24 protein-coding genes and 2 pseudogenes are annotated in these 25,684 nt (G+C 62.1%); 12 read left to right on the top strand and 14 right to left on the bottom strand.

Annotated features, from left to right (window positions below; translation table 11 throughout):
- Positions 1–38: 38 nt before the first annotated feature.
- The 3 genes from ACQB61_RS08935 to uraD all read left to right on the top strand — a co-directional run bounded on the left by ACQB61_RS08935 (position 39) and on the right by uraD (position 2,987).
- Positions 39–1,103, top strand: coding sequence for a BMP family ABC transporter substrate-binding protein (locus ACQB61_RS08935; RefSeq protein ID WP_430512346.1), 1,065 nt, complete (start codon positions 39–41; stop codon positions 1,101–1,103).
- A 130-nt stretch (positions 1,104–1,233) separates the two neighbouring features.
- Complete coding sequence (locus ACQB61_RS08930) at positions 1,234–2,415, top strand: urate hydroxylase PuuD (RefSeq protein WP_430512345.1); 1,182 nt, start codon at positions 1,234–1,236, stop codon at positions 2,413–2,415.
- Positions 2,416–2,450: 35 nt separating this feature from the next.
- Entirely contained in the window at positions 2,451–2,987 is a 537-nt protein-coding gene (gene uraD, locus ACQB61_RS08925) for a 2-oxo-4-hydroxy-4-carboxy-5-ureidoimidazoline decarboxylase (RefSeq protein ID WP_430512344.1), read from the top strand.
- 3 nt (positions 2,988–2,990) lie between these two features.
- Here uraD and ACQB61_RS08920 read toward each other — a convergent pair whose 3' ends face one another.
- From ACQB61_RS08920 to ACQB61_RS08890, 7 genes are all read right to left on the bottom strand, one after another.
- Positions 2,991–3,227 carry a hypothetical protein gene (locus ACQB61_RS08920; protein WP_430512343.1) on the bottom strand — a complete coding sequence of 79 codons (237 nt, stop codon included), beginning with the start codon at positions 3,225–3,227 and terminating at the stop codon, positions 2,991–2,993.
- 61 nt (positions 3,228–3,288) lie between these two features.
- On the bottom strand, positions 3,289–4,257 hold the full coding sequence (locus tag ACQB61_RS08915; protein ID WP_430512342.1) for a TonB family protein: 969 nt from the start codon (positions 4,255–4,257) through the stop codon (positions 3,289–3,291).
- On the bottom strand, positions 4,254–4,622 hold the full coding sequence (locus tag ACQB61_RS08910; RefSeq protein ID WP_430512341.1) for an ExbD/TolR family protein: 369 nt from the start codon (positions 4,620–4,622) through the stop codon (positions 4,254–4,256). Before ACQB61_RS08910 ends, ACQB61_RS08915 begins: the two co-directional genes overlap by 4 nt.
- A 65-nt stretch (positions 4,623–4,687) precedes the next feature.
- A complete protein-coding gene (locus tag ACQB61_RS08905; RefSeq protein ID WP_430512340.1) occupies positions 4,688–5,074 on the bottom strand; it encodes a biopolymer transporter ExbD in 387 nt (128 codons plus the stop codon).
- Complete coding sequence (locus ACQB61_RS08900) at positions 5,064–5,564, bottom strand: MotA/TolQ/ExbB proton channel family protein (RefSeq protein WP_430512339.1); 501 nt, start codon at positions 5,562–5,564, stop codon at positions 5,064–5,066. Before ACQB61_RS08900 ends, ACQB61_RS08905 begins: the two co-directional genes overlap by 11 nt.
- Positions 5,565–5,779: 215 nt before the next feature.
- Entirely contained in the window at positions 5,780–6,223 is a 444-nt protein-coding gene (locus ACQB61_RS08895) for a hypothetical protein (RefSeq protein ID WP_430512338.1), read from the bottom strand.
- A 1-nt stretch (position 6,224) separates the two neighbouring features.
- A complete protein-coding gene (locus tag ACQB61_RS08890) occupies positions 6,225–8,345 on the bottom strand; it encodes a TonB-dependent hemoglobin/transferrin/lactoferrin family receptor (protein WP_430512337.1) in 2,121 nt (706 codons plus the stop codon).
- Between the two features lie 359 nt (positions 8,346–8,704).
- Between ACQB61_RS08890 and ACQB61_RS08885 the strand changes: the two are divergent.
- The 5 genes and pseudogenes from ACQB61_RS08885 (at position 8,705) to ACQB61_RS08865 (ending at position 12,950) form a co-directional block, all read left to right on the top strand.
- Positions 8,705–9,789: pseudogene (locus tag ACQB61_RS08885) on the top strand (hemin-degrading factor).
- 75 nt (positions 9,790–9,864) lie between these two features.
- A pseudogene (locus tag ACQB61_RS08880) lies at positions 9,865–10,733 on the top strand (heme/hemin ABC transporter substrate-binding protein).
- 11 nt (positions 10,734–10,744) lie between these two features.
- Positions 10,745–11,842, top strand: coding sequence for a FecCD family ABC transporter permease (locus ACQB61_RS08875; RefSeq protein WP_430512336.1), 1,098 nt, complete (start codon positions 10,745–10,747; stop codon positions 11,840–11,842).
- Positions 11,842–12,645, top strand: coding sequence for a heme ABC transporter ATP-binding protein (locus tag ACQB61_RS08870; RefSeq protein ID WP_430514332.1), 804 nt, complete (start codon positions 11,842–11,844; stop codon positions 12,643–12,645). The genes ACQB61_RS08875 and ACQB61_RS08870 overlap by 1 nt, the downstream gene beginning before the upstream one ends.
- A 179-nt stretch (positions 12,646–12,824) precedes the next feature.
- A complete protein-coding gene (locus ACQB61_RS08865; RefSeq protein WP_430512335.1) occupies positions 12,825–12,950 on the top strand; it encodes a hypothetical protein in 126 nt (41 codons plus the stop codon).
- Positions 12,951–12,952: 2 nt separating this feature from the next.
- Here the strand turns inward: ACQB61_RS08865 and ACQB61_RS08860 are convergent, their stop codons facing one another.
- The 6 genes from ACQB61_RS08860 to ACQB61_RS08835 form a co-directional block, all read right to left on the bottom strand.
- Positions 12,953–14,113 (bottom strand): PQQ-dependent sugar dehydrogenase, encoded by a 1,161-nt coding sequence (locus ACQB61_RS08860; protein WP_430512334.1) that lies wholly within the window; start codon positions 14,111–14,113, stop codon positions 12,953–12,955.
- 403 nt (positions 14,114–14,516) lie between these two features.
- Positions 14,517–15,902: a M20 family metallopeptidase gene (locus ACQB61_RS08855; protein ID WP_430512333.1), complete on the bottom strand. Its 1,386-nt coding sequence runs from the start codon at positions 15,900–15,902 to the stop codon at positions 14,517–14,519.
- A gap of 11 nt (positions 15,903–15,913) precedes the next feature.
- Complete coding sequence (locus ACQB61_RS08850; RefSeq protein ID WP_430512332.1) at positions 15,914–17,584, bottom strand: dipeptide ABC transporter ATP-binding protein; 1,671 nt, start codon at positions 17,582–17,584, stop codon at positions 15,914–15,916.
- Entirely contained in the window at positions 17,584–18,489 is a 906-nt protein-coding gene (locus ACQB61_RS08845) for an ABC transporter permease (protein ID WP_430512331.1), read from the bottom strand. The genes ACQB61_RS08850 and ACQB61_RS08845 overlap by 1 nt, the downstream gene beginning before the upstream one ends.
- Before the next feature lies 1 nt (position 18,490).
- A complete protein-coding gene (locus ACQB61_RS08840; RefSeq protein WP_430512330.1) occupies positions 18,491–19,408 on the bottom strand; it encodes an ABC transporter permease in 918 nt (305 codons plus the stop codon).
- A 131-nt stretch (positions 19,409–19,539) separates the two neighbouring features.
- The gene (locus tag ACQB61_RS08835) at positions 19,540–21,054 is read right to left on the bottom strand and encodes an ABC transporter substrate-binding protein (protein ID WP_430512329.1); all 1,515 of its coding nucleotides are present in this window, start codon (positions 21,052–21,054) and stop codon (positions 19,540–19,542) included.
- A 170-nt stretch (positions 21,055–21,224) separates the two neighbouring features.
- Here ACQB61_RS08835 and ACQB61_RS08830 point away from each other — a divergent pair, with 170 nt between their 5' ends.
- Complete coding sequence (locus tag ACQB61_RS08830; RefSeq protein WP_430512328.1) at positions 21,225–21,905, top strand: GntR family transcriptional regulator; 681 nt, start codon at positions 21,225–21,227, stop codon at positions 21,903–21,905.
- Positions 21,906–21,925: 20 nt separating this feature from the next.
- Here the strand turns inward: ACQB61_RS08830 and ACQB61_RS08825 are convergent, their stop codons facing one another.
- On the bottom strand, positions 21,926–22,606 hold the full coding sequence (locus ACQB61_RS08825; RefSeq protein ID WP_430512327.1) for a GntR family transcriptional regulator: 681 nt from the start codon (positions 22,604–22,606) through the stop codon (positions 21,926–21,928).
- Between the two features lie 211 nt (positions 22,607–22,817).
- Here ACQB61_RS08825 and ACQB61_RS08820 point away from each other — a divergent pair, with 211 nt between their 5' ends.
- The 3 genes from ACQB61_RS08820 to ACQB61_RS08810 all read left to right on the top strand — a co-directional run bounded on the left by ACQB61_RS08820 (position 22,818) and on the right by ACQB61_RS08810 (position 25,671).
- Entirely contained in the window at positions 22,818–23,819 is a 1,002-nt protein-coding gene (locus ACQB61_RS08820; RefSeq protein WP_430512326.1) for a sialic acid TRAP transporter substrate-binding protein SiaP, read from the top strand.
- A 185-nt stretch (positions 23,820–24,004) separates the two neighbouring features.
- Positions 24,005–24,379 (top strand): TRAP transporter small permease, encoded by a 375-nt coding sequence (locus ACQB61_RS08815; RefSeq protein ID WP_430512325.1) that lies wholly within the window; start codon positions 24,005–24,007, stop codon positions 24,377–24,379.
- On the top strand, positions 24,376–25,671 hold the full coding sequence (locus ACQB61_RS08810; protein WP_430512324.1) for a TRAP transporter large permease: 1,296 nt from the start codon (positions 24,376–24,378) through the stop codon (positions 25,669–25,671). Before ACQB61_RS08815 ends, ACQB61_RS08810 begins: the two co-directional genes overlap by 4 nt.
- Positions 25,672–25,684: the final 13 nt, after the last annotated feature.

The following is a 25,684-nucleotide window of genomic DNA, read 5'->3' as shown; positions in this document are numbered from 1 at the left end:
TATCCGGTCCCAACGAGAACCGAAGGGGAAGTGTGAACATGAAGACTTTGCTGAAAGCCACTGTCGCCGCCGCCGCACTGGCTGGCTCGCTCGCAACTGCTCAGGCTGCCGATCTCAAGGCCTGCTTCGTCTATATCGGCCCGGTGGGCGACTTCGGCTGGACCTACCAGCACGATCAGGGCCGTCAGGCCGTGGAAAAGCACTTCGCTGGCAAGGTCGAGACCGCCTATCTGGAGAACGTTCCGGAAGGCCCGGACAGCGAGCGCGCCATCGAGCGCTTCGCCCGTGAAGGCTGCGGCATCATCTTCACCACGTCCTTCGGCTACATGAACCCGACCATCAAGGTGGCTCAGAAGTATCCGAACGTGAAGTTCGAGCACGCGACCGGTTACAAGACCGCTGAGAACGTTGCGACCTATAACTCCAAGTTCCACGAAGGCCGCTACATCATCGGCCAGATCGCAGCCAAGATGTCCAAGACCGGCACCGCCGGCTACATCGGCTCTTTCCCGATCCCGGAAGTGGTTTCCGGCATCAACGCCTTCATGCTGGGCGCTCAGTCGGTCAACCCGGACTTCAAGGTCAAGATCGTCTGGGCCAATTCCTGGTTCGACCCGGCCAAGGAAGCTGATGCCGCCAAGGCGCTGATGGATCAGGGCGCCGATATCATCTCGCAGCACACGGACTCCACCGCTCCGCTGCAGGTGGCTGAAGAGCGCGGCGTGCTCGGCTTCGGCCAGGCCTCCGACATGATCAAGTTTGCGCCGAAGTCGCAGATGACGGCTATCGTGGACGACTGGGCTCCCTATTATATCGAGCGCGTTCAGGCTGTTCTCGACGGCACCTGGAAGAGCGAGCAGACCTGGGCTGGCCTGAAAGAGGGCCACGTGGTGATGGCGCCCTACACCAACCTGCCGGATGATGTTGTCGCCATGGCCAAGGCCACGGAAGAGAAGATCAAGGGCGGCTGGGAGCCTTTCACGGGCCCGATCACCAAGCAGGACGGCTCGGAAGGGGCTGCTGATGGCGTGCGTCTCGAGGATGGTGCCATCCTCGGCATGAACTGGTACGTCAAAGGCATCGACGACAAGCTGCCGCAGTAAGACTTGCAGCGGCCCGCAGGTGGTGAGCCTGCGGGCCGGTTTGCTCTTGCACAATGATCGTGCGCGGCCGGGCTCTCCGCTGTGGCTGCGCATGTCCTTCAGATAAAAACAATCCTGTCCAGAGCTGCCCATGACCATGACCTTTGCCGCAGAATGGCTGAATCTGCTCTTCCGCTGGGCCCATCTGGTGGTGGGCATCGGCTGGATCGGTACCTCCTTCTATTTCATCGCCCTCGATCTCTCGCTGCGAAAGCGGGAGGGGATGCGTGAGGGCGTCTACGGCACGGCCTGGGAAGTGCACGGCGGCGGGTTCTATCACGTGGAGAAGTTCACGGTTGCCCCGGCCTACCTGCCGCAGGATCTCATCTGGTACAAGTGGGAGGCCTATCTCACCTGGGTGACCGGATTTGCGATTCTGGTGGTGCAGTATTACTTCAACGCATCATCTTATCTCATTGATGTAAATAAGCTTCAGATGATGCCGTCTGAGGCGGTTCTGATCTCGGTGATCAGTCTCGTGGCGGGCTGGTTCATCTATGACGGGCTGTGCCGCTCACCCATCGGCCGCAGCACGCCGCTGCTGGCGCTGTGTGTCTTCGCGCTCATCATGGCGGCGTCCTACATGTTCACGCAGGTGTTCTCAGGGCGCGGCGCGTTGATCCACGTTGGTGCGTTCATCGGTACGATCATGGCCGTCAATGTGTTTGGCCTGATTATTCCGAACCAGAAGAAGATTGTCGCCAGCTTGCTGCGCGGCGAAGCGCCGGACCCGAGGCTCGGCCAGATGGGCAAGCAGCGCTCGGTGCACAACAACTATCTGACGCTGCCCGTGCTGCTGATGATGGTGTCAAACCACTATCCGATGCTGACCGGCCATCCGCATGCCTGGCTTCTCGTCGGCCTTGTGCTGCTGATGGGCGGCATGGTCCGGCATTTCCTCAACCGGCATGAGGCGGGTGATCCGCTGAACCGGTATTGGTGGAGCCTTCCCATTGCCGCGCTTGGCTTTGCCGCCGCGCTGGTGATGACCGCCCCGCGTGACTTCTCCGGCGGCGATGCTGTCTCCGATGCAACGGCGCTGACGCTGATCCGCAACAACTGCGCCATGTGCCATGCCGCAACGCCAACACATGAGGGCTTCAGTGAAGCACCCAAGGGTATCCATCTTGAAACGCTGGCCGAGCTGCGCCGCTATGCGGATCAGGTGATGGTGCAGGCGGTCCAGTCCGATGCCATGCCGCTTGGCAACGAGACGGGCATGACGCCGGAGCAGCGCGAAGAGCTGGGCCGCTGGATTGCCCAGAACAAGTGATGGGACCTGGACGCAAGAAGTTGGAGCATTCTCTCATGTCCGCCGCGCAGATAGCCTTTCCGATCCCTGAAGCCTCGCTTGCAGCGCTTGGACTTGAGGCATTCATGTCTGCCTTCGGCGATGTCGCCGAGCATTCGCCCTGGGTGGCGGAAGCCGCCTTTGCTGCGGGGCCTTTTGTCCGGCGGGAGGATCTGATTGCCGCGTTTGAAGCGGCCATGCGCGGTGCTTCGCATGAGCAGCAACTGGCGCTGGTCCGGGCTCATCCGGATCTGGCGGGCAGGGCGGCGATTGCCGGGGATATTGCCGAGGATTCGCGGAAGGAACAGGCGGGGGCGGGCCTTGACCGGCTGACGGCCGATGAGTTTGCCCGGTTCACCACCCTCAACGATGCCTACCGTGCCCGCTTCGGCTTCCCGTTCATTTTCGCGGTCAAGGGCGCAACGAAGCACATGATCCTTGATGCCTTCGAGGCACGGCTTGGCAACAGCCCGCAGGCTGAATTTGAAACCGCACTGGTCCAGATCACCCGCATTTTCCGCTTCCGGCTGGAAGACAGGATTGTTGCGGCCTGAGGCTCAATCGCCGTCCAAAGGCTCGAACCGTCCATCCATGAACTCGCCGCAAGGGCGGGCCCAGATGGTGCCGTCGGCGCCTTGATAGAGGAAGGCCTCGTCGCCCGTGGCCTCGATCCGGCATTGGCCTACGATCCGGTAGATGCCGCCCGTCTTGCGGTGCTGCCAGCGGGTGCAGCGCAAGGACGGATCAAGCCCGTCGCGCGCGCTCATCATCGTGGCATCTTCCGGTGCTGGCATTGGCTCTCTCCGTTCTCTTTTCGATGGCCATGCACCATGGTTCAGGCCAGATCAACACAGCTTAACGGCGTGTGATCTCGACGGGAACATTGAAATTCCAGGTCGACCGGCCTTCTTCTGCCGGGATGGGCGGGAAGGGAGCGGCGCGGCGGACGAGTTCCAGCGCCACTTCATCCACCTCAGGATTGCCGGAGCTGCCGGAGATGCGAATGCCGGAAACGCTGCCGTCCTTGCTGACCACAAAGGATACGGTGGCCAGGCCGGATGCTCGGGAACGGACGCGGCGCATTGCCCTTTGCAAAGCCCGTTGAACCTGACCCTTGTAGTTGGTCCGGTTTGAATTGCCGAGGATCGTTGACCGGCCCTGGTTCTCGGAACTGCCTTGCGAGGCCACCTGATTGGCGGCGCCGCCAGCGCCCTGAACCGCGTTGGCCTTGCTATTGCCCTTCTGTGTGCTTGGTTGCCGCTGCGCTTCCGGTTTCTTCTTCTGGGTCTTTTTTACCGGTTGCTCGGGCTTAGCCTCAGCCACCTTGGTGGCCAGATCCTTCGGCCGCACGTCCGGCACAGGAACCGGTTCGATTGCGGTAACCGTCTCATCCGGTGTCTCGTTGAGCGGTACGATTGCTTCAGCGTTCGTCAGCGGCTGGATCGCCAGCTCTTCCACCGGTGCGGCCTCCTGCGGCTGGACTTCCGCCATCTGCTGCAGCGGCTCCTGAACCGGCGTTTCGCTTGCCTCCTGCACAGGCACTTCCTGCGCGGTGATCTGCTCCTGCGTCTCCGGCTCTGCCGCGTCCGGATCAACCGGGGCAAGAGTGTCTGGGGACTCGGCGGCAACCGCGTTGGCAGTGTCCGGATCGCCTGCAGTCAGCATGTCCGTATAGGCTTCGCCCAGCATTGAGACGGAACCGCCACCACCGCCTTCCAGCAGGGCCGGTTCCTCGGACGTGTCCACAGTCAGCGCGACCGCGCCAAAATGCAGGCTGACAGAGGCCAGCAGAGCGGCTGCGAGATGCCAGGGTCTCAGCTTCATTGCGTGCCTGCCTTCCGTGTCACGACACGGACTGCGGGGGCCCCAGCGGCATAGAGCTCGTCAACGATTTCCACGAGGCGCGCGGCATCAAGGTTACGGTCAACGCCCAGCTTCAGCATGCTCTCCGGCCCTTCGGCGGGCAGCGGATTGGCAGCGAGATAGGAAGCGGCATCAGTCGGTTGACCACGGAACACCAGCGTACCATCCGCACGCACATAAAGTGCCTCCGGTGGCGGCAGGCTTTCCGCATCCGTGGTCTCCACCAGCTCCACCTCCTTGTCGGCGGGAGGCGCAAGCTGGCCGGCGACCAGAAAGAAAATCAGCATCAGGAAAACGATGTTGATCAGCGAGATGGTCGTCTCCATCTGCCGTTTGTTTTTTCGCGCGGAATCCGCACAGCCATATCTGTAGCTCCTTGCTTCCGCTGCCGTTACCGGGCGACGTGCAGGGTCAGCGCCGGCGCAATGCGGCGCACGGTCTGGACGGTGTCGATCAGGGCCTGGGCGTTCGCCCCTTCACGGGCGACGACAAGGGCAGAGGCCGCGCCCTTTTCCTGCAGGTCAGTCAACCGTTCCTGCATTTCCTCAGGCAATACCGGAATGCCGTTGATGCGCAGGCCATCGGCCTCGACAAAAACGAGGATGCCCGGCGTGCCGGAGGCGCCGCCGCCAGCTTGACCGGGCTTGCCCAGATCCACCCCCGCAAACTGGGTGAAGGTGGTGGACAGCATGAAGAACAGCAGCAGCAGGAAAATCACGTCGATGAGGGAGGTCATCGACAGCGGCCGCCTGCGCCGCTGCGGCATGTCAATGCGCATGGGAAACCTTCCCGAGTGCGGCACTGTCCTGAGTGGCAGGCACATGGCGCTCATGGTCGTGCTGGGCAACATCCACCAGAACCTGGGCGCTCAGGGTCTCGACCGCAATGCGCTCTGCCTCGATCCAGGATTCAAACATGGCCAGCAGTGCTGCTACCGGCATGGCGACGGCAAGACCCGCAGCGGTGGTCAGCAGGGCCACCCAGATGCCGCCGGCGAGGATCGACGGATCAACCGAATCTCCCGCATTCTGAAGCGCCTGGAAGGCGTCGATCATGCCCAGAACCGTCCCAAACAGACCCAGAAGCGGGGCCAGCTGGGCGATGTTGTCGAGTGCGCGGGTGCCGGACTGGAGCGAATGCAGCTGCTGGGTTGCGACGCGGGCAATCTCGTCCTCAATGGCGCTGCGGTCCATCTGACCGGCTGCCGTCAGCCGCATGGCGGTGACGACTGCATGTTCTGCGGCGCTGACCGGGCGTGCGAGGCGCACCAGAGCCTCCTTGCGCCGTCCGGCCCGCCACAGGCCAGCGGCCTCCGGGCCCGGCCCGGACGGGCAGTGCGGAACCGTGCGAACTGGACAAACTTGGCAATGACAATGGCGCCAGCAACAACCGACATGAGCCCGATGAGCGCGACAACCGAACCGCCAAGCTCGATGAAGCTGAAGATCGGGGCGAGATAGGGGAATCCAGCATGTCCGTGTCCTTACCGGGTGAAGCCGATGTCAGTGCGGCTTGTTGTGGTCAGCGGCGCGCTGCACAGCGGGCTGGCAGTGGCTGCCTTGCAGCCGGAAGCGCCGTTGACGAGAATGGAACCGATGCCCGTGCAGGGCTGGTTCGGGATCTGGAACTGGCGGACCACTGTCTTGCCTTCCGGCAGTGAGCCGAAGTCGAAGACGGTCATGCGGTCCACCAGTCCTTCCTTGTTGAAAAGCACGAATTCGAAGCCTGCCGTCTCCAGCGCTGCCCCGGTGCCATTGGTGGCAACGAAGGTCAGAAGGCATCCGTTGCCGGCATCCGCCGCCCGGTTCAGCTCCAGCTTGACCCCTTCTGCCGCAGCCGTGCCCGTCTGGGCCAGGGCCGTCCCGTAGAGGGTGGAGAGCGAAAGCGCAGCGGCTGCGATCACTTCGAATTTGCGTGCCAGTGTCATGTCACCATCCGAATTTCTTGTTGACGGACAATTTGAACGTGCGCCCCTTGCCATCATCTCCGGAGAGATTGTTGCGGTAGCGCTTGTCAAAGATGTTCTCGACGGAGGCGCGCAGCTCCAGCCCCTTGAACTGGCCCTCATCGAGCTTCCAGTTCACGAAGGCATCATGCAGGGCATAGCCGGGGAAGGGGCCTGTGGTGGCGCCTGCATCAGCAGAGCCTGTGAAATTGGCGCGCCAGCCGAAATTGACGTTGTAGTCCGGGATGCGGCCGCCGAGGGTCAGGGCAACCGTTTCAGCCGGAATGGTCGTGAGGGCGGTATTGGTGGTCTCGTTCTTGCCGCGCGTCCAGCTGTAGGCGGCGCTGGCGAACACGTAGCGCGAGTCATACGCGGCTTCGAGTTCCACACCGTAGATGTGCGCGCTGTTGACGTTCACATAATAGGGCACAGCCGCGCGCTGGCGCTGCGGACCCGTGGTGATCAGGTTCGTCAGATCGTTGTAAAAGCCGGTGGTCTTCAGCGCGATGCTGTCGTTGTCCTGGAACAGGTTCTGCCGGTTAATGGCAAAGCCTGCTTCGTAGTTGAAGGATTCCTCCTTCTTCAGGTCAAGGCTGACGCTGCGCCCGCCGGGATAGGTCGTGTTGCGTGCGCCGGTCGAGAACAGTTCGTCCAGCGTCGGCAGGCGTTCGGTGCGGGCAACAGAGCCGAAGACCGAGAAACTGTCCGTGAACTTGTAAAGCGCGGCGAGCTTGGGTGAGAAAGCGTAGTCGGACTGGGTTGAAGCATTCGGGATCACGCTGTCCGGACGCACGGTCACATAGTCAAGGCGCATGCCCGGAGTGATGGTCAGCCGGTCGTTCCAGATGAACTCATTCTGCGCAAAGACACCGACCTTGGTGTCCGTGCCTTCCGGATGGAAGTCGATCCAACCCGCACCGCCCTTGGTGCTGGCAGTGCGCTCCTGGTAACTGACCTGCGTACCAGCAGTCAGATAGTTTTCCCAGGTATCGCCTTTGAACTCGAAGGTGTTCTCGACCTTGGCCTGCCAGGTGCGGTAGCCATAATCGGCATCGTAGAACAGCTCGGGTGAGCGCATGACCGAGGCCCGCGGCGCACGGGCGTTGGTCTGTGCGACCTGCGTGTCAGAGAAGGAGAGGTTGACCTTCAGATCCAGGAACGGATTGTCGCTGGCCGGGTTCGCATAGGCCAGAACCACAGTCTGGTCGGTGATCTCCCGGTCGATGTTGCCGAAGGCATCCAGCGTGCCGGTCTGCGAGTAGGCGGTGTTGTCCGCGTCGCTCTGCCAGCGCTCATAGGACAGGCGCACCGACTGCTCGTTGTTCTCACCGAAGTGATGGGTGACCTTGGCAAGGCCAGAGAAGCTGTCGAAAGCCGAACCAACCACACGGGTGCCATTGCCCGTCTCGTAATCGGACGAGCGGCGGAAGTTGCCGTTGATCAGGGCTTCGGTATTGGGGCCAAGGCGCATGGCAGCAATGGCCGATGTCATCAGCCCGTTCTTGTTGCTGTCAAATCCCGTCTTCAGGCGGACGGCGACCGTCTCGCCCTCTTCAAGGAAGTCGGAAGCGTCCTTCGTCTCGAAATTGATGACACCGCCAAGGGCACCGGCGCCATACAGCGTGGAGGAGGCAGGACCGCGCAGAACCTCGACACGCTTGTAGAGCTCGGGGTCCGAGAAGAAGGAGCCCATGCGGTACATTTCGAAGAACTTGTTGGCGCCATCCACCGTGATGATGATCTTGGATTCGTCCGCCGACCCCAGATCGCCGATACCGCGGATGTTGAAAGCCTGCCCGCCGATGCGGTCGCTGCCCACGACGGTGATGCCCGGTGTCTGGCTGAAAATATCGCCGATGGTCGTCGCTTGAGTATTGTCGATCTGCTCCTGATCAATCACCGTCACGGCCTGCGGCGTATCGATGGCGACCTTCTCCTGCCCGGCGCCGAGAACGATCTTCTGCAATGCAGTCGTGGCCTGCGGCTTCTCTGCCGCTTTCTCTGCCACAGGCGCCTGCTGCGCATTTGCGCTGCCTGCACATGCGAGCGCAATCAGCGCTACCCCGCTCAGCCAATACCCTGCCGTGCCCCGTCCGCGAGTCATTTTATGTGCCTCTTTCTGGTGTGTCTCGCTGGCTGGCAAAGGGCTCGCTCGCTGAACTGTCAAACTCTAAAACCTGATTAACGTATTCAGGTATTGCGGTCGATACAAAAGATGAATATTGAAGTCAACTATCGGCGGTGACGATCCTGTCGCGGATCAGCATTTTTTGCGGGATCTTGCGCGGTTGGGCCGCCGGATGAATTTGAACAGAACGGCGGGCCTGCCAGGCAAGACCCCAGCTTCCGGCCGCCGGTTGTTATCACGCACCATGCTTGAAACGCGTTCTGCAGAGGCCTGCCGTTAGCAGGCGCGAACGCTTGCCAGCTGTCAGCAGGGCACCCAGCAAACCGGGGGAAACAATGACGTCTAATGCCTATCGCGATCTGGCGCCGGAGGAGATCCGCGCCGCTGTCAGCGCCAATCCGGACCGCCGCGAGCGGGATCTGGCGCAGGAGCTGGGGATCAGCGAAGCGCAACTTGTTGCCGCGTTCTGCGGCAATGGCGTGCGCCGCGTCGGAGCCTCCATGGCCGGCATCTGCGAAGGCATGCAGGCTGTGGGCGAGGTGATGGCCCTGACCCGCAACGAAAGCGCTGTTCATGAGAAAATCGGGCCGTTTGAAAGGTTTGTGAATGGCACCCGCACCGGCCTGATGCTGGGCAGCCAGATCGACACCCGAATGTTTCCTTCGCATTGGGTGCACGCCTTTGCGATGGAAAAGCCCTCAGATCAGGGCCGCGCCGCAGCCTGCAGGTATTCGACGCCCATGGCGAGGCCGTGTTCAAGGTGCATTTGCGTGCCGCTTCCAATGTGGAGGCCTTCGAGGCGCTGGTGGAGCGCCTGGCACTTCCGGACCAGGCACCGGGCCTGGGGACCGTCCCCCAGCGTCCGCGGCCTGAACCTCGCCGCCCCGTCGATGGCAGCAAGGCGGGCGATCTGCGCAGCCGGTGGTCGGCGATGAAAGATCCGCATCAGTTCTTCAGCATCCTGCGCGAACTCGATATCGAGCGCATCAACGCGCTGGCACTGGCGGGCGAGGACAAGGCCTGGCAGGTGGATGGTGACAGCATCCGCGCCATGCTGCGGCTGGTGTCTGACAACGCGATCCCGCTGATGTGCTTCGTTGCCAACCGGGGATGCGTGCAGATCCATTCCGGTCCGGTGATGAACATCAAGGAGATGGGGCCGTGGATCAACGTCATGGACCCGACCTTCCATCTGCATCTGCGGCTCGACCACATCAGCGAGATCTGGGCCGTGCGCAAGGGAGCGGATGTGGGGCATGTGACGTCACTGGAAGCTTATGGCGCCGATGGCAACCTCATCATCCAGTTCTTTGGCGTGCGCGGCGAGGGCAACCATGAGCGCAGTGACTGGCGCGAACTGGTGGAACACCTGCCGCGCCTTGCTCCGCAGACAGCGGTACTCCCGTTTGCCGCCGAATGAACCCGTCGCTTTGCAAGGATAAGACGATGCGTTTGCTTTCCTCTCTCCCGTCCGTGCAGCCTGTCGCTCACGTCCATGGCCGTGGCGCTGTTGAGCCTTGGCCTTGGCTTCACGGCTCCCGAAGCCAGTGCACAGGAGCCAGTCTCTCTTGCCGGGGCGCAGCGGATTGTGTCCGTTGGCGGAGCCGTGACGGAGGTGGTCTATGCGCTTGGTGCGGAAGACCGGCTGGTGGCGCGCGACAGCACCAGTTCCTATCCGCCGGAGGCGCTGGCGCTGCCCGACACGGGTTACATGCGCGCGCTGTCGCCGGAAGGCGTGCTGGCGGTCGCCCCCGATGGCTTGCTGGTCATCGAGGGTAGCGGCCCGGCGGAAGCGCTGGATGTGCTGAAGAAGGCTGGTGTGCCGCTCGTCATGGTGCCGGACCGCTACACCGCAGAAGGCGTTGCCGAAAAGGTGCGGGTGGTGGGCAAGGCGCTGGGGCTGGAGGACAAGGCCGAAGACCTGGCGGTGAAGCTGGAAGCCGATCTCAAGGCTGTGGCGGAAGCTGCTGCGAAGCGGGAGGTCAAGCCGCGTGTGCTCTTCATCCTGTCCATGCAGGGGGACGGATCATGGCCTCCGGTGAGGGTTCGGCGGCCGATGCTGTCATTCAGCTTGCTGGCGGTGTCAATGCGATGTCGGGATTCAAAGGCTACAAGCCCCTCAGCGATGAGGCCATCACTGAGGCAAAGCCGGACATTATTTTGATGATGGAACGCGGCGGCCAGCATGATGCGACGCTGAACCAGATGCGCGCCAATGCGGCACTTTCCCTGACGCCTGCCGTGCAGGCCGGAGCCATTGTGCGGATGGACGGGCTCTTCATGATCGGCTTCGGCCCGCGTACCGCCGATGCCGTGCGTGAGCTCTCAGCCGCCTTTGACAAGGCCGCAGCGGCCAGCCAGTGAGGAGCCTGCAGATGGCCATGACAGCAGCTGAAGCCGCGCAAGTTGATCTCGGGCCTCTCGAAGGGGACCGCAGCGGGCGGGCGCGGCTGGTGATTGCCGGACTCTCCGTCCTCCTGATCCTTGCCATCCTGGTGGCGCTGATGACGGGCCCGACGGGCCTTGCGAGCCTCGATGCACTTATCGGCATTCTGACAGGCCGGGAAGGCGAGGGGCCGTTGGCCATGCGGGACCGGATCATCCTCACCGATATCCGCTTTCCGCGCATGGTGGTGGGTGTGTTTGTGGGCGCAGGGCTGGCCGTCTCCGGTGTGCTGATGCAGGGGCTGTTCCGCAATCCGCTTGCCGATCCTGGCATCGTCGGCGTCTCGTCAGGCGCCGGACTTGGGGCGGCGCTGATGATTGTCGCCGGGTCCTGGCTGCCCGCCGGCCTGATGGCCTCGCTCGGCATTCTGGCGTTGCCTTTTGCGGCCTTTCTCGGTGGCCTTGCCACAACGGCTCTTCTCTACCGGATCGGCACGCGGGGTGGCTACACAGACGTGGCAACCATGCTGCTTGCAGGCATTGCCGTTGCAGCGCTCGCAGGGGCCGCCATTGGCCTTTTGATCTTTACCGCGGATGACAAGCAGCTGCGGGATATCAATTTCTGGCTTCTGGGATCGCTTGCGGGTGCGACAACAGACAAGGTTTTGATGTGCGCGCCGGTGATCGCAGCCGTGCTTGCGGCCATGCCCTTCATGGCACGCGGGCTGAATGCGCTGGTGCTGGGCGAGGCGGCGGCGGGGCATCTGGGCATTCCCGTGCAGCGGCTGAAGCGGCTGAGCATCGTGGCCGTTGCGGCTGCAACCGGAGCCGGGGTGGCGGTCAGCGGTGGTATCGGCTTTGTTGGCATCGTCGTGCCACATCTGTTGCGGCTGACCATCGGCCCTGATCACCGTTACCTTCTGCCTGCCTCTGCGCTGCTGGGGGCGAGCCTGCTGCTCCTTGCCGACACCGTGGCACGCACCATCGTGACGCCCGCCGAACTGCCCATCGGCATTCTCACCGCGCTGGCGGGCGCGCCCTTCTTCCTCTGGATACTGCTGACGCGGCGGGGCTTTACGCTGGGATGATGGACATGGCAACGCTGGATGTGAAAGGCCTCACCGTTTCGCTCTCCGGGCGCGAGATCGTGCGGAACGTCTCCTTCGAGGCGCAGGCGGGCGAGGTGACAGCGATTGCAGGGCCGAACGGCTCAGGCAAGAGCACGCTGCTCAAGGCCATTTGTGGCGAACACCGTCACAACGGGACCGTGTCGCTCAACGGCCAAGATCTGCGCCGCGTTCCGGCACATGTGCTGGCGCGCTTCCGGGCCGTGCTACCGCAAAGCTCGGCCATCGCCTTTCCGCTGACCGTCACGGAACTGGTGCGGCTTGGCGGGGCAGGAGTGCCACCGGCCGACGCCCGTGTGCGCGAAGCACTGGCGCGGGTGGGGCTGAACGGCTTTGGCGGGCGGCAATATCAATCATTGTCCGGCGGCGAGCAGCAGCGGGCGCAGCTTGCCCGCGTGCTGTGCCAGATCTGGGAGCCGGTGGGGCCGGAAGGGCCGCGCTGGCTGTTTCTGGACGAGCCCGTCGCCAGTCTCGATATTCACCATCAGCTGATGATCATGGATCTGGCCGCAGACTATGCGCGAGCCGGAGGCGGCGTCGTTGCCGTGATGCATGACCTCAACCTCACGGCCATGTATGCGGCGCGGGTGCTCGCCCTGAAGGCGGGGCAGGTGATTTCCTGCGGCGCCACGGCAGAAACGCTGACAACGGAGGTTCTCTCGGAGGTCTATTCCTGCCCCTTGCGCGTTGGCGCCGTGCCGCCGCCTGGAACGCCTTTCATCCTGCCGCATCTTTGCCATGCGCGTCTGCATGCTGCTGAATGACAACGATCTGCGCCTGTCCGGCTTCATCTGCCTGTGAGGATGCAGATCACTCCATTCCAGACACAGGAAGCCCGATGATGCGCCATGCTCCAGAACCGCTCCGAACCTTTTTTCTTGCCGCTGCGATGGCCGCAGCCCTTGTTCCTGCTGGCTGCGCTTCAGTTGGTGTAGGCGGTGCGGTGATTACTTCCAGCCCCGAAAACGGCACGCAGGTGCGTGGCGGTGCTGCCGGTCTCTCCACCGGTCCAGACGGAATCACCGCCAGCCGGGTGACCATTGATGGCAACTCGGCTGGCGGATATTGAGGTTATTTAGCTGGCTCAATACGTACCAGCTTGCCGTCTTCGGCATCCGTGAGCAGATAGAGAAAGCCGTCCGGGCCCTCGCGTACGTCACGGATGCGCCAGCCGAGATCTTCCAGCAGGCGCTCTTCGCCCACGATCTTGCCATCCTTGATATCAAGCCGGTTGAGGTGGGTCAGCGCCAGAGCGCCCATGAACAGGTCACCCTGCCATTCCTTGAAGGCGTTGCCTTGGTAGAATGCCATGCCGGAGGGGGCGATGGAGGGGATATAGACCCGAATGGGCGGCGTCACGCCCTCTTTCTCCGGGCCTTCGCCCATCGGCAGGCCGGAATAGGCGCGCCCGTAGGTCGTGTCCGGCCAGCCAAAATTGAGCCCGGCCTTGATCACGTTGACTTCGTCACCACCGCGCGGTCCATGCTCGTTGGCCCAGATCTCACCGGAGGGGGCCAGCGCCATGCCCTGCGGGTTACGGTTGCCATAGGTGTAGATTTCCGGCAGCGCGCCAGCCGTGTTGAGGAAGGGGTTATCCGGCGCAGGCGCGCCATCCTTCGTGATGCGGATGATCTTGCCCGAATGCAGCGACAGATCCTGTGCCGTTTCGTCTGCGCCATGGTCGCCAATGCTCGCGTAAAGATAGCCATCCTTGCCGAAGACAAGCCGCGAGCCGAAATGGCGTCCATTGGAACCCTTCGTCTTTGCAGTGAAGAGAACGGTCACGTCCTCAAGGCTTGTATCCGCCAGCTTTGCCCTGGCAATGCGCGTGGTGCCACGCCGCTCCACCGGCGTGGAATAGGAGAAGTAGATCGTGCTGTTCTCTGCAAAGTCCGGATCAAGGATCACATCCAGCAGCCCGCCCTGACCACTGTCATAGATCTCCGGCAGTCCTTTGAGCGGCGCGCTCAGGCTGCCATCGGCGCCCACGATCCGCAGCCGTCCCGGCCGTTCGGTGACGAGCATCCGCCCATCGGGCAGGAAGGCGAGGCTCCAGGGATGCTCCAGTTCCCCCGCGACCTCTACCATCTGGAAGTCAATCGCCTTGTAGAGAAGGTTTTCCTGCGCGATGGCAGCAGGTGCGGCGCCCGCCATAACGGCGGCAAGACCAAGGGGAAGAGGCGTGACAGGGGCATCAAGGATCTCCGCAGCTTGAACAAGACGTGTGAACACGCGGCAAAGCCGCACGCAGTTTCACTCGCATATGGGGCAGAGGATCGGGAGAACCAACAAGGGATACAGGGAATGGGCTGGAGGCTCACGCAAGCGTGACTGAGGGGGAAGTGCAGGACCTGCAAGTCGAACTGCCTTGAGCTGGCTTTGCGACGCCAAAAGGCACGGAGCCACCCCGGCCAAGCGTAGCGCGTGCCGGGGTCTACTCGTTTGGAGAGAGGTGCCGAAGTCTGCTGCACTGAATTCCGGGTGACATCAGAAGCTTGCCGCACCTTCCGCAGGTCCAATGACTGCTCTTGGAGCGAGTAGTCCCCGGGTCTTCACTTCGTTCCGCCCGGGCGACCACTGCTGATGGGATGGCGCCGGAAAAATGACTTCACCCCTTATACGAAAATGCGCGTTCTCACACCCGGCGCGGCAGGGAGGTGCCATTTTCGGCGATATCGAGGAACAGGCCGGTCATCAGCCGCATGCCTTCTTCCATCACCGGCAGCAGCACGTGCTCGTTGGGGCCGTGCTGGCCGCATTCGGCATGGGAGTGGGGCACCCAGATGGTGGGCAGGCCGAGGATCTCGGTGAAGGCATCATTCGGCAGGGAGCCGGCGAGGTTCGGCAGCACATGCGGCTTCTTGCCTGCTGTTTTCGCCAGAGACTGTTCCACGAATTTCACCCACGGATGATCCGGCGGGAAGCGGGTGGCGCGGAAGCCTTCGCCGCGTGAAGGTTTCACCTCGACCTGCGGGAAGCCTTCCTTGTCCAGATGACGGCGCAGGGCAGGGATGACGTCTTCCACATCCGTACCGACCACGAAGCGCAGCTGGATCGTCGCCTTTGCCTTGCCGGAAATGGCATTCTGCGGGGCATCGATGTTGCCATTGGCCATGGCCAGCACGGCCACGGAGTTCCAGCCGAAGACGCGCTCCGAAGGCGTCAGGTCTTCCTGTCCCCAATCCGCGTCGTGGCGGCGGGGCGGCAGATCCTTCAGTGCGGCGCGGATGTCAGGCGTCAGACTGTTGGGCAGCCATTCCTTGATGCGGATCTGGCCGCGCTTGTCGGTGATCGAGGCAATGGCGTGGGCCAGGATGATCGCAGGATCGGCCAGCAGGCCACCAAAATTGCCGGAGTGATGGTCCGATGGGCGCAGATCCACGGTGAGATCAATGCCCATGCCACCGCGCGAGCCCATGAACATGGTCGGCGTGTCAGCGGCAAGGCGCGGGCCGTCCGAGGCAATGAGAACGTCCGAGGCGAGCAGGTCCTTCTTTTCCTCAAAGAAGTCCCTGAGGCCATAGGAGCCCGTCTCTTCGGCCATTTCGATGATGACCTTGGCATTGAATCCAAGGCGGCCTTTCTCCTTGAGGATCAGTTCCAAGGCCTTGAGGTTGATCAGATGCTGCACCTTGTTGTCGGCGGTGCCGCGCCCGTAGAGCTTGTCATCCTCGCGGGTCAGGACGAAGGGGGACAGACCCTCCCGCCAGCGGTGCGCCTCGCCATTGCATACATCCCCATGGCCATAGACCAGCACGGTGGGAAGAGCAGGATCCTCGATGCGCACGCCCGTCAAAAGCGGCGCTCCACCGGGGCGCGGGTTGGCGTGAATGGCCACCTCAAAACCCATGGCGGTCAGCATCGGCTCAATCTCGCCGGTGAGATAGGCCATCAGATCTTCCGGTTTGCCTTCGGACTGGCTGACCGACTTGTGCGCAACAAGCCGGGCGAGATCGGTTTCCAGTCCGCCTTCCGTGACATAGCGGGAGGCGGCGGCGATGAGGTCCTGTCGTGTGGTCATGTCTGCAATGCTCATGCTGGAATGGGTTGCGGCGCCGTGATGGCGGGGCCAAGGGCGGCGATGTCCGGCACTTCCCAGCCACGGCCGGGCATGGCGGAGAGAAGCTGGCGGGTATACTCGTTCTGCGGATTGCCGAAGACCTCATCCACCGTGCCATATTCCACAGCGACGCCTTTCTGCATCACGAGGATATGGTCGGAGATTTCGGCAGCCACCCGTAGATCATGGGTGATGAAGAGGATCGTCAGGCCGACCTTTTTCTTGATGTCGGCCAGCAGCTTGAGCACGTCCTTTTGAACCGATACATCAAGTGCTGAAACAGCCTCATCGGCAATAAGGATTTTCGGATCTACCATCAAGGCGCGGGCAATGGAAATACGCTGGCGCTGCCCGCCGGAGAACTGCGACGGATAGCGGTTGAGGGCGTCCTGCTCCAGCCGCACGATCCTGAGCAGCTCTTTCGCCTTCTCCAGGGCCTGTGCACGCGGGACGCCGAAGTTGGTGGGGCCTTCCAATAGCAGGTCACCGATCTTGCGGCGCGGGTTCAGCGAGCCGTAAGGGTCCTGGAAGACGATCTGGATATGGCGGCGGAAGGCACGGCGGCCGGCGGCTGTCGTGATGTCCAGCCGCTCGTTGCCGATGAAGACAGAGCCTTCATCCGGCTCCTCCAGTCCCATCAGACAGCGCACCAGCGTGGTCTTGCCTGAACCGGACTCGCCGACAATGCCGAGGGTCTGGCCTTGCAGAACCTCGAAGTCGATGGGGCGCACGGCCTGAACCGTTCTCGCGGGTTTGAACAGGCTGCGCGGGCTGCGGAAGGTCTTTTCGATGCCTGCGACCTTCAGCGCAACGGGCTTGCCGGTTTCCGGCCCGCCCTTGCCGCTGTGCTTGCGCGGCACAGCATCAATGAGCATACGCGTGTATGGATGTTTCGGCCGGTTCAGAACCTCTTCCGCCGTGCCTTGTTCCACCACAATGCCCTTCTGCATCACCACCACGCGGTCGGCAAGTTCCGCCACCACATCGAAGTCGTGGGTAACGAACAGGATGCCGGCCTTGTGGGTCTCCTTGAGCTGCTTGAACATGCTCAGGATCTGGGCCTGCGTCGTCACGTCGAGAGCGGTCGTTGGCTCGTCGGCGATCAGCAGCCGCGGCTCCATGGCCAGCGCCATGGCAATGACAATGCGCTGGCGCTGGCCGCCGGAAAGCTGATGCGGATAGGCATGGTAGATACGTTCCGGATCGGGCAGGCGCACTTCCGTCAGCAACGCAATCGTGCGGGCCTTCTGCTCGGCACGGGGCATGGTGGTGTGGGCGCGGAAGACTTCTTCGATCTGCTCGCCCACGGTGTAGCACGGGTTGAGCGCGCTCATAGGCTCCTGGAAGATCATGCCCATGCGGTTGCCGCGCAGTTCCATGTGCTCGCGGGCGGACAGCTTGAGAAGATCCTTGCCCTCGAACCAGATTTCACCGGCCGATGGCTTCAGCGCCTTGGGCAGCAGGCCCATGGCAGCAAAGGAGGTGATCGACTTGCCCGACCCGGATTCTCCGACAATGCAGAGGATCTCGTTTTCGCGGATTTCAACGGAGAGATTTTCCACCGCATGGGGCCGGTCGCCGCCTTCCGGCAAGTCGATGGTCAGGCCCTTGATGGACAGAACGGTGTTGCCGGTCATGGTCATCAGTTTCTCCCTTCGGGCGCGGTGATGTCACGGATGCCGTCGCCCAGCACGTTGATGCCCAGGACGAGCGCGAAGAGGGCTACACCCGGTATGGTGATCAGCCAGCTCTCGAACAGGATCATCGGACGGCCTTCGGAAATCATCAGCCCCCAGGACGGCAGCGGCGGCTGCACACCGAGGCCGAGGAAGGAGAGGGCGGCTTCCAGAATGATGGCATGAGCCATTTCCAGCGTGATGACGACGATCAGCGCATTCATCACGTTGGGGAGCACATCCTTCCACAGAATGCGCGGCAGGCTGGCGCCGAGCACTTCTGCGGCGGAGATATAGTCCATCTGCCGCACCTGCATGGTGGCGGCGCGCATGACCACGGCAAAGCGGTCCCACAGCAGCAGGCCGAGCACAGTGACGACGACCTGCAGCGAGCCGCCAAAGATGGCCACCACCGCCAGCGCAACAAGCGTCGCCGGCAGTGCGAGGCGCACAGACAGAATGAACATCACCACCGCATCAACCCGGCCGCCGAAATAGCCGGCGAGCACGCCCAGCGTTGTGCCAATGACGGCGGAGATCATCGCCGCCACAAAGCCGATCAGCAGCGAGATACGGGCGCCATAGATGAGGCGGGAGAGATAGTCGCGGCCGAGCTGGTCGGTGCCCAGAATGTGCTCCCAGGTGCCACCCATAAACACGGGCGGCTTCATGCGCATCAGAAGATCCTGATGATAGGGGTCATGCGGGGCAAGGACCGGGGCCAGCAGCGCAACGGCGGCCGTAAAGGCGACAATGATGAAGCCGATGAGAAAGCCCTTGTGGCGAAGAGCCTTGCGCAGGATCTGGCGTGATGGGGAAAGCGTTGCGCGGGGTGCTGCCGCCGGAACGGCCGTGTTGGAAGGTGTGCTCATGTCAGGCGCTCCTCAGCCGCGGGTCCAGCCAGGCATTCAGCACATCGGCCAGGAAGGTGAAGACGATGTAGAGCATCGCAAAGATCAGAATGAGGGCCTGCAAGGTCGGCAGGTCATTGCGGGAAATGGACTCCCACGCCAGATACCCGGCGCCATGCAGCGCGAAGATCGTCTCCACGATGACCGAACCGCCGAACATGAAACCAAGCTGCACGGCGGCGAGGCTGACGACAGGGATGATGGCGTTGCGCAGCGCATGCTTGAACAGCACGATGCGCCAGTTGAGCCCCTTGGCCCGGGCGGTGCGGATATAGTCGGCGTTGAGCACCTCCAGCATGCCGGCACGGGTCAGGCGCATGATGGCGGGGGTGGCGTAATAGCCGAGCACGACCATGGGCAGGATGTAGCCCGTCCAGACTCTCGTCCCGGAAGCGGGAACAACGCCGAGATTGACGGCAAAGACGACAATCAGGATCAGCGCGAACCAGAAGCTCGGGATCGCCTGACCGACAACGGCGATCGCGAGCGCGATACGATCAATGATTGTGTTCGGGAAGGCGGCGGCAATGACGCCCATCGGAATGGCGACGATGAGGGCAAAGCTCATGCCCAGACTGCCGACGATGAAGGTGACAGGCAGCCGGTCTGCAATGAGATCGGCGACGGGCACCTTGAAATAGTAGCTCATGCCGAAATCGCCGGAGAGGGCACGCAGCAGCCATTCGCCATATTGGGTCAGCAGCGGCTTGTCGAAACCGTACTGGGCACGGATGGCGGCAATGGCTTCCGGTGGTGCTTCGTGACCGGCGATTGCGACGGCCGGGTCGCCTGCCATGAACAGCAGCATGAAACTGAAAAAGGAGACTGTCAGCGCCACAAGGGCTGCCAGTCCGAGTTTTGAGAGGATGAACTTGAGCATCTTGCCGCCTGCATGAAAAGGAAGGGAGACGGGCTGGCCGCCTCCGGTCTTGTCTTGGCGCAGCTTCGCCTTGGGGGCGAAGGCACGGTCGGCCCGGCGCCGGGAGGACCCGGCGCCGGCGGATCAGGAGCTTACTTCCAGCTGATCTCGTTGAACCGCACCAGCTCGTCCGGTGTGGGGGTGAAGGACACGTCCTGGCCCATCACGTAATTGGACGAATAGGTCCACAGCGGCACCCAGTAGGCCTTGTCGACGATATAGGTCAGGGCTTCCTTGTAGGCGGCCTTGCGTGCGGCGTCGTCGACAGAGAAGTCACCCTTGTCGAGGATGGCCTGAAGCTCCGCATCACGGGCATCATCCTCGCCCTGCATCTTGAAGAACTGGCTGGCGATGGCCGACACATCGGCGATGGAGTTCGAGCCCCAGGTCTGGAAAGAGATCGCGACTTCACCCTTGAGGCGCTTTTCGCGCAGGGCCGAATACTGCAGGTAGTTGAGGTTGGCCTTGATGCCGACACCAGCCAGCATGCCGATCATGGCTTCGGCGAGCGGGCGGTCACGGTAGGCGTAAAGGTCCATCTCGAAGCCGTTCGGATAGCCTGCCTCAGCCAGAAGGGCCTTTGCCTTCTCCGGGTCATAGGCGTAGGTCGGAAGGTCCTGATCACACCCAAACTGGACGGGCGAACACGCGCTGTCCACCACCTGCGAGGATCCCTTCAGCAGGGCATCGACGATTCCCTGACGGTTGATGGCGTGATAAATCGCCTGACGGACGCGGATGTCCTTCATCGGAGTATCGGCAGAGGTGCGGCCAGCCGCATCCATCGACAGGTAGCCGACGCGCATGGTCGGAGCGTTGACGATCTGGAACTGCTCAAGCGTCGCCATCTTTTCCGCCTGATCGGCCGGTACGCCCCAGACGAGATCAACGGAGCCGCTGAACAGCTCGGCCATCTGCGTGTTGGTGTCCGGAACGGTGCGGATGTCCACGGTGCCGATGGAGGCTTTCGGCTTTGCCGTTTCGACGTATCCGTCAAACTGCTTCAGCACATAATGTTTGCCGGGATCAAGGCTCTCGACCATGTAGGGGCCAGTGCCGATCGGCTTGGTCGCGACGCCATCCGGGCCAACGGCTGCGTAATATTCGTTGGGGTGAATGATCACGCCATTTGCGAGATATTCGAGGGCGGCCGGGAAGGGGCCCTTGGTGTGTATGCGGACAGTGAACTGGTCCACTTTCTCCGCGTGGTCGATCCAGCTGGTCTTGGCGGTTGCCTTGATGCCATTTTTCGGATCGACCGTGTAGTTCAGAGTGTAGACGACGTCATCGGCATCGAATGCCTCGCCGTTGTGGAACTTGACGCCTTCGCGCAGCTTCAGTTCCAGGGTCTTGTCGTCAACCCAGTTCCAGCTCGTGGCCAATACACCCTTGTATTCGCCGGTTTTCTGGTCGCGGTAGACAAGTTCATCCCAGATTGCAGTAGCCAGAAGAAGGCCTTCGCGGGCCGTGTTGAAGTAAGGATCGATATGCTCAACTTCCTTGGTGAAGGCAATGTTGAGTGTATCATCCGCCTTTCCGGCAAGTGCTGAAGTGGAGAGCAGGCATGCAGGCAGGATCGCTGCCGCGGCAGTCGTCAAAAGCTTCATCAATCTTCCCCTCTTGCCCGTTTCGAGCTTGTTACATTGTCAGCGTACGCGATTTTTTAGTTTTGTACACAAAAAATGACACTCTACATGCAATCGGGTGATACGCTGTCCTGACCTTGCGGGATGCCCGGCTTCCCGCCATAGAGGTTTGCGGGAGAAGGAGAACGGCCGTGAGCACTGTCAAACTGCCAACCGCAGAACATATTTTTGAGCAGCTTGAAGGCCTTATCGCCGAGGGACGCTTCAGTCAGGGCGAAAGGCTCGATGAGGTGTCGCTGGCCCGTGAGTTTGGCGTGTCGCGCACGCCGCTGCGTGAGGCCTTGCGGCTGCTGTCCGCCGCCGGTCTGGTCGAGCTTATCCACAACCGTGGGGCCTTCGTCCGCCAGCCCGATTTTGTGCGGCTGGTCGAAATGTTCGAGGTGATGGCCGAGCTTGAGGCCTGGTGCGCCCGTCTCGCTGCAGCCCGTGTTACGGCGGCCCAGCTGATGCTGCTGCGGCGTGCGGCGGATGGATGCGAGAGGGCCTTTGCCGCCGGAGACTTCCGCCGCTACTACGACGAGAACGCCATCTTCCATGGCCTGATCTACGATGCTTCCGGCAACAGTTTTCTGGCGGAGGAAACGCGCGCCATGCAGCGCCGCCTCAGGCCTTTCCGGCAGGCCCAGCTTGCTGCCGCAGACCGGTTGCGCGCCTCCATGCAGGAGCACCGGGACATCCTTGACGCTCTGGAATCTGGCGATACGGCTGCGGCCGAGCGGCTTATGCGATCCCACATTCAGGTGCAGGCAGCCGTTTATGGCGAACTGCGCGGAGAATTTGCCATGCGCACGCTGGAGCAGGTCAGTGCCTGACATGTGGTTTGACGAGTGGGTTATGGGCCACCTGTGATCGTCTCGCCCAGCGCGATGCGCATGGAATTGGTGATGTGGTGGGCCAATGCCTGCTGCGCCTCTGGGTAACGCCGCTCCGCCATGGGCTCCAGAAAGGCCAGATGCTCGCGGATGACGCGCACTGCATTGGCCGGGGTGACCTTGATCTGTGATTGCACCGCCATCCGCACCTTGATGGCATTGACGCGGTAGACATTGCTCATAACTGCATTGCCCAGCGCCGCAATCAGCCCCTCATGCATCTGCCAGTCGAGGTGCTGGATCATATGCGCGGCTTCGTCATGGCCTGACGGATCAGCGGTCAACAATTGCTCCTGGCCTTCCTGATGGCTGGCAATCCAGCTTTTCAGCAAGGCAGGGTCAAGCTTGGCGGCGATTTCAGGCAGCGCTGCAACTTCGAGCAGGCGGCGCATCTGATAGGCGTCGCGAACGAAGTGAATGTCGAGCCCCGGCACCATCAGGCCGCGCTTGGGAACGGTGACAAGCAGGCCTTCTGCCTCGAAGCGCGGGATTGCTTCACGCACGGCGCCCAGGGTTGCGCCGGTCATGTCCATGAGTTCACGCTGACTGATGAGCTGACCGGGCCGCAGGCGGCCAGAATTCAGCAACTCCTCAATTCCCTCATAGGCAGCCTGGCGCAAGGAGACCGGTTTTGCCGCCACACTTTCTGCCTCCGGCGTCCGGTCTTTTTCCGGGGCATCGTTTGCATGTTCATTCCTGCTTTACCCAGATTGCTAACCGCATGCTGACATGTTACGACACTGTCATTCCGTTTTCCAGTGGCGTGAATTTCACGCTGGTCTGGCAACGGGCGGCTACCTGGCTTGGAGGAGCAAGACCGGGGCCTGAACAAGACCGATCTGGGAGGATATGATGGATCTGAGCCTGACCCGCCGCAAGTTTCTGAGCACCGTTGCTGCCGTCTCTGCCGGTGCAGCCGTTCTGTGCACGATTCCGGCACTTGCCGCTGACAAGATCACCCTGCGCATGTCGACGCCTGCGACCGAGACCGACAGCCGAACCGTTGCGCTTTCCTCCGTCTTTGCTCCGGCGATTGCAGAGTTTGCAGAGTATCAGCCGCATTATAATGCCTCGCTGTTCAAGCAGGGCACCGAGCTGGAGGCCATTGCCCGCGGTAATCTTGAAATGGCCATCACTTCGGCCCAGGAGCTGGCAGCGATTTTCCCGGAATTCTCTATCTTCACCGCTGGCTACCTGCACAAGGACGCCGAGCACCAGAAGAAGGTGTTTGCTGCTGAGTTCATGCAGCCGCTGAAGCAGAAGGTTGAGGATGAGCTGGGCGTGAAGCTGCTGGCGGTCATGTACCTTGGCCGGCGCCAGTTGAACCTGCGCACGGACAAGGAAGTGAAGACCCCTGCGGATCTGGCCGGCGTCAAGCTGCGCATGCCGGGCTCCGATGCCTGGCAGTTCCTCGGCAAGGCGCTTGGCGCGAGCCCCGTTCCGATGGCCTTCACCGAGGTCTATACCGGCCTGCAGACGGGTGCGATCGATGGTCAGGACAATCCGCTGCCGACCAACCGCGACGTGAAGTTCTATGAAGTCACGAAGCAGATCGTTCTGACCTCGCATCTGGTTGATCTCAACTACATCGCCTTCTCGAAGAAGGTCTGGGACAGCCTGACTCCGGAGCAGCAGGCTGCCGTGCAGAAGGCTGCCGACGATGCTGCCGAAAGCGGGCGCCAGAAGCAGCTGGCACTTGAGTCCGAGCTGGAGCAGTTCTTCAAGGATCAGGGCCTGAAGGTCTACACACCGGATATCGAAGCGTTCCGCACCCATGTGCAGAAGCAGTATCTGGAGTCGGACTTCTCCAAGTCCTGGCCGGAAGGCATGGTCGACAAGATCAACGCTCTCTGAGTTCCGGAGATCCAGGTCATGCGAAACATCGCCCGCCGCTTGCAGGCCGGGGCGGACCATGTGGCGGCGGGTTTTCTCGCTGCCATGTTCGCCACCTTCATCTTTCAGGTGCTCGCCCGCTATGTCTTTCTCCGGTTCTATCCGGGGTTGGAGATAGGCTGGACGGTGGAATTCAGCATGACCCTGTGGCTTTGGGTGGTGCTCTGGGGGCGGCCTTCTGCCTCCCGGAAACCTCCCATGTCCGCTTTGACCTCTTCTATCAGGCGGCAAGCCGCCGCACGCGCCGCGTGATGGCTCTGGTGGCCGCGCTGGTGATCGTTGCCGGTTTCGCTGCGGCTTTGCCAGCCACCTGGGACTACATCACGTTCTACAAGATCAAGAAGAGCGCCATCCTGAAATGGCGCCTGGACTACGTCTTCGGCATCTACGCGCTCTTTGCCGTGGCCATCATCGGCCGCTACATCTGGCGCGCGACCCTCATCGTGCGCGGGCAAGCGCCTGGCGAAGACGATACGGACAATTCGGCTGAGATCCTGGCCAATGGGGGAGGGCGGCTGTGACCCTTGCATTCATCGTCTGCCTGGGTGTGCTGCTTGCGCTGGCCGCCCTCGGGGCTCCCATTGCCCTGTCCATGATCGTGTCCTCAATCGTCTATGTGGCGATGCGCGGACAGGATCTGGCGCTGCCGGCAGAGCAGCTCATTCAGGGCATCTATGACAGCTACGTCATTCTCGCCGTGCCGCTGTTCATCGTTGCAGCTAATATAATGAATGCTGGAACCGTCTCCGAGCGGCTGCTTGGGTTCGTCGTGGCCATGGTCGGGCGTTTCCGGGGCGGGCTGGGCCATGTGAATGTGGTTGCAAGCCTCATCTTCGCCGGCATGTCCGGCTCGGCGGTGGCCGATGCTGCCGGAATCGGCAAGCTGATCATCAACATGATGCGCGAGGGCGGGCGCTATACCGCCGGTTATGCCGCAGCCATCACGGCCGCCTCTTCGACCATCGGCCCCATCATTCCTCCGTCGATCCCGATGGTGCTCTATGCGCTCGTGTCGGACCAGTCGATTGGCTACCTGTTCCTTGGCGGCGTCATGCCGGGCGTGATCATGGGCCTCGTGCTCATGGTTATGAACGCCCGTATCGCCCGCATTCGCAATTTCAAGCTGGAGGAGCCGGTCCCGGCCCGCGACATCCCGCGCCTGACGCTCAATGCCTTCCCGGCACTGATGATGCCGGTGATCCTGCTGGTCGGGATCTACGGCGGCATGACCACGCCGACCGAAGCCGCCGCTTTGGCTGCGCTCTATGCCTTGTTGCTGTCGGTCGTGTTCTACCGGGCTCTGTCCTTCCGCGCCTTCTGGGACATCATGCGCGTCAGCGCCAGCCAGTCGGCCTCGGTCGGCGTTGTCATCGGCGGCGCGCTGATCTTCAACTATATCGTCGCTTCAGAGAACATTCCGGCGCATATGCAGGCCTTTGCCGGGTCGCTCGATATCTCGCCGCTGATGTTCATGCTGATGATCAACGTGCTGCTGCTGCTGCTCGGCTGCCTGCTGGACGCCTCGACGCTGATCCTCGTCATCATCCCGCTGTTCCTGCCGGCCTGCCGTGAACTCGGCATCGACCTGGTGCATTTCGGTGTCGTTGCCATCGTCAACTGCATGATTGGTCTGATCACGCCACCCTATGGCATCGTGCTTTTCGTCATCAACGCCGTCACTGGCATCGCCCTCAGGGACATGATCCGCGAGATCTGGCCGTTCCTCGGTGCTCTGCTTCTGGCGCTGCTGGCGTTCATTCTCTTCCCTGATCTGGTCCTCTGGCTGCCCCGGATGTTCGGCTACGCCGGCTGACCTCACCTGTTCT

The sequence above is a fragment of the Pannonibacter phragmitetus genome, assembly GCF_050510895.1.
Taxonomy (GTDB): domain Bacteria; phylum Pseudomonadota; class Alphaproteobacteria; order Rhizobiales; family Stappiaceae; genus Pannonibacter; species Pannonibacter phragmitetus_B.
The sequence above is the reverse complement of the archived record's forward strand: the minus strand, read 5'-3'. Positions and strand labels throughout refer to the sequence as shown.

What these genes read in the sequence shown, in the direction of transcription:
- ACQB61_RS08935 (WP_430512346.1), top strand. Translation starts at nt 39, where the DNA reads ATGAAGACTTTGCTGAAAGCCACTGTCGCCGCCGCCGCACTGGCTGGC.
- ACQB61_RS08930 (WP_430512345.1), top strand. Translation starts at nt 1,234, where the DNA reads ATGACCATGACCTTTGCCGCAGAATGGCTGAATCTGCTCTTCCGCTGG.
- uraD (WP_430512344.1), top strand. Translation starts at nt 2,451, where the DNA reads ATGTCCGCCGCGCAGATAGCCTTTCCGATCCCTGAAGCCTCGCTTGCA.
- ACQB61_RS08920 (WP_430512343.1), bottom strand. Translation starts at nt 3,227, where the DNA reads ATGCCAGCACCGGAAGATGCCACGATGATGAGCGCGCGCGACGGGCTT.
- ACQB61_RS08915 (WP_430512342.1), bottom strand. Translation starts at nt 4,257, where the DNA reads ATGAAGCTGAGACCCTGGCATCTCGCAGCCGCTCTGCTGGCCTCTGTC.
- ACQB61_RS08910 (WP_430512341.1), bottom strand. Translation starts at nt 4,622, where the DNA reads ATGGAGACGACCATCTCGCTGATCAACATCGTTTTCCTGATGCTGATT.
- ACQB61_RS08905 (WP_430512340.1), bottom strand. Translation starts at nt 5,074, where the DNA reads ATGCGCATTGACATGCCGCAGCGGCGCAGGCGGCCGCTGTCGATGACC.
- ACQB61_RS08895 (WP_430512338.1), bottom strand. Translation starts at nt 6,223, where the DNA reads ATGACACTGGCACGCAAATTCGAAGTGATCGCAGCCGCTGCGCTTTCG.
- ACQB61_RS08890 (WP_430512337.1), bottom strand. Translation starts at nt 8,345, where the DNA reads ATGACTCGCGGACGGGGCACGGCAGGGTATTGGCTGAGCGGGGTAGCG.
- ACQB61_RS08875 (WP_430512336.1), top strand. Translation starts at nt 10,745, where the DNA reads ATGGCCATGACAGCAGCTGAAGCCGCGCAAGTTGATCTCGGGCCTCTC.
- ACQB61_RS08870 (WP_430514332.1), top strand. Translation starts at nt 11,842, where the DNA reads ATGGACATGGCAACGCTGGATGTGAAAGGCCTCACCGTTTCGCTCTCC.
- ACQB61_RS08855 (WP_430512333.1), bottom strand. Translation starts at nt 15,902, where the DNA reads ATGACCACACGACAGGACCTCATCGCCGCCGCCTCCCGCTATGTCACG.
- ACQB61_RS08850 (WP_430512332.1), bottom strand. Translation starts at nt 17,584, where the DNA reads ATGACCATGACCGGCAACACCGTTCTGTCCATCAAGGGCCTGACCATC.
- ACQB61_RS08845 (WP_430512331.1), bottom strand. Translation starts at nt 18,489, where the DNA reads ATGAGCACACCTTCCAACACGGCCGTTCCGGCGGCAGCACCCCGCGCA.
- ACQB61_RS08840 (WP_430512330.1), bottom strand. Translation starts at nt 19,408, where the DNA reads ATGCTCAAGTTCATCCTCTCAAAACTCGGACTGGCAGCCCTTGTGGCG.
- ACQB61_RS08835 (WP_430512329.1), bottom strand. Translation starts at nt 21,054, where the DNA reads ATGAAGCTTTTGACGACTGCCGCGGCAGCGATCCTGCCTGCATGCCTG.
- ACQB61_RS08820 (WP_430512326.1), top strand. Translation starts at nt 22,818, where the DNA reads ATGGATCTGAGCCTGACCCGCCGCAAGTTTCTGAGCACCGTTGCTGCC.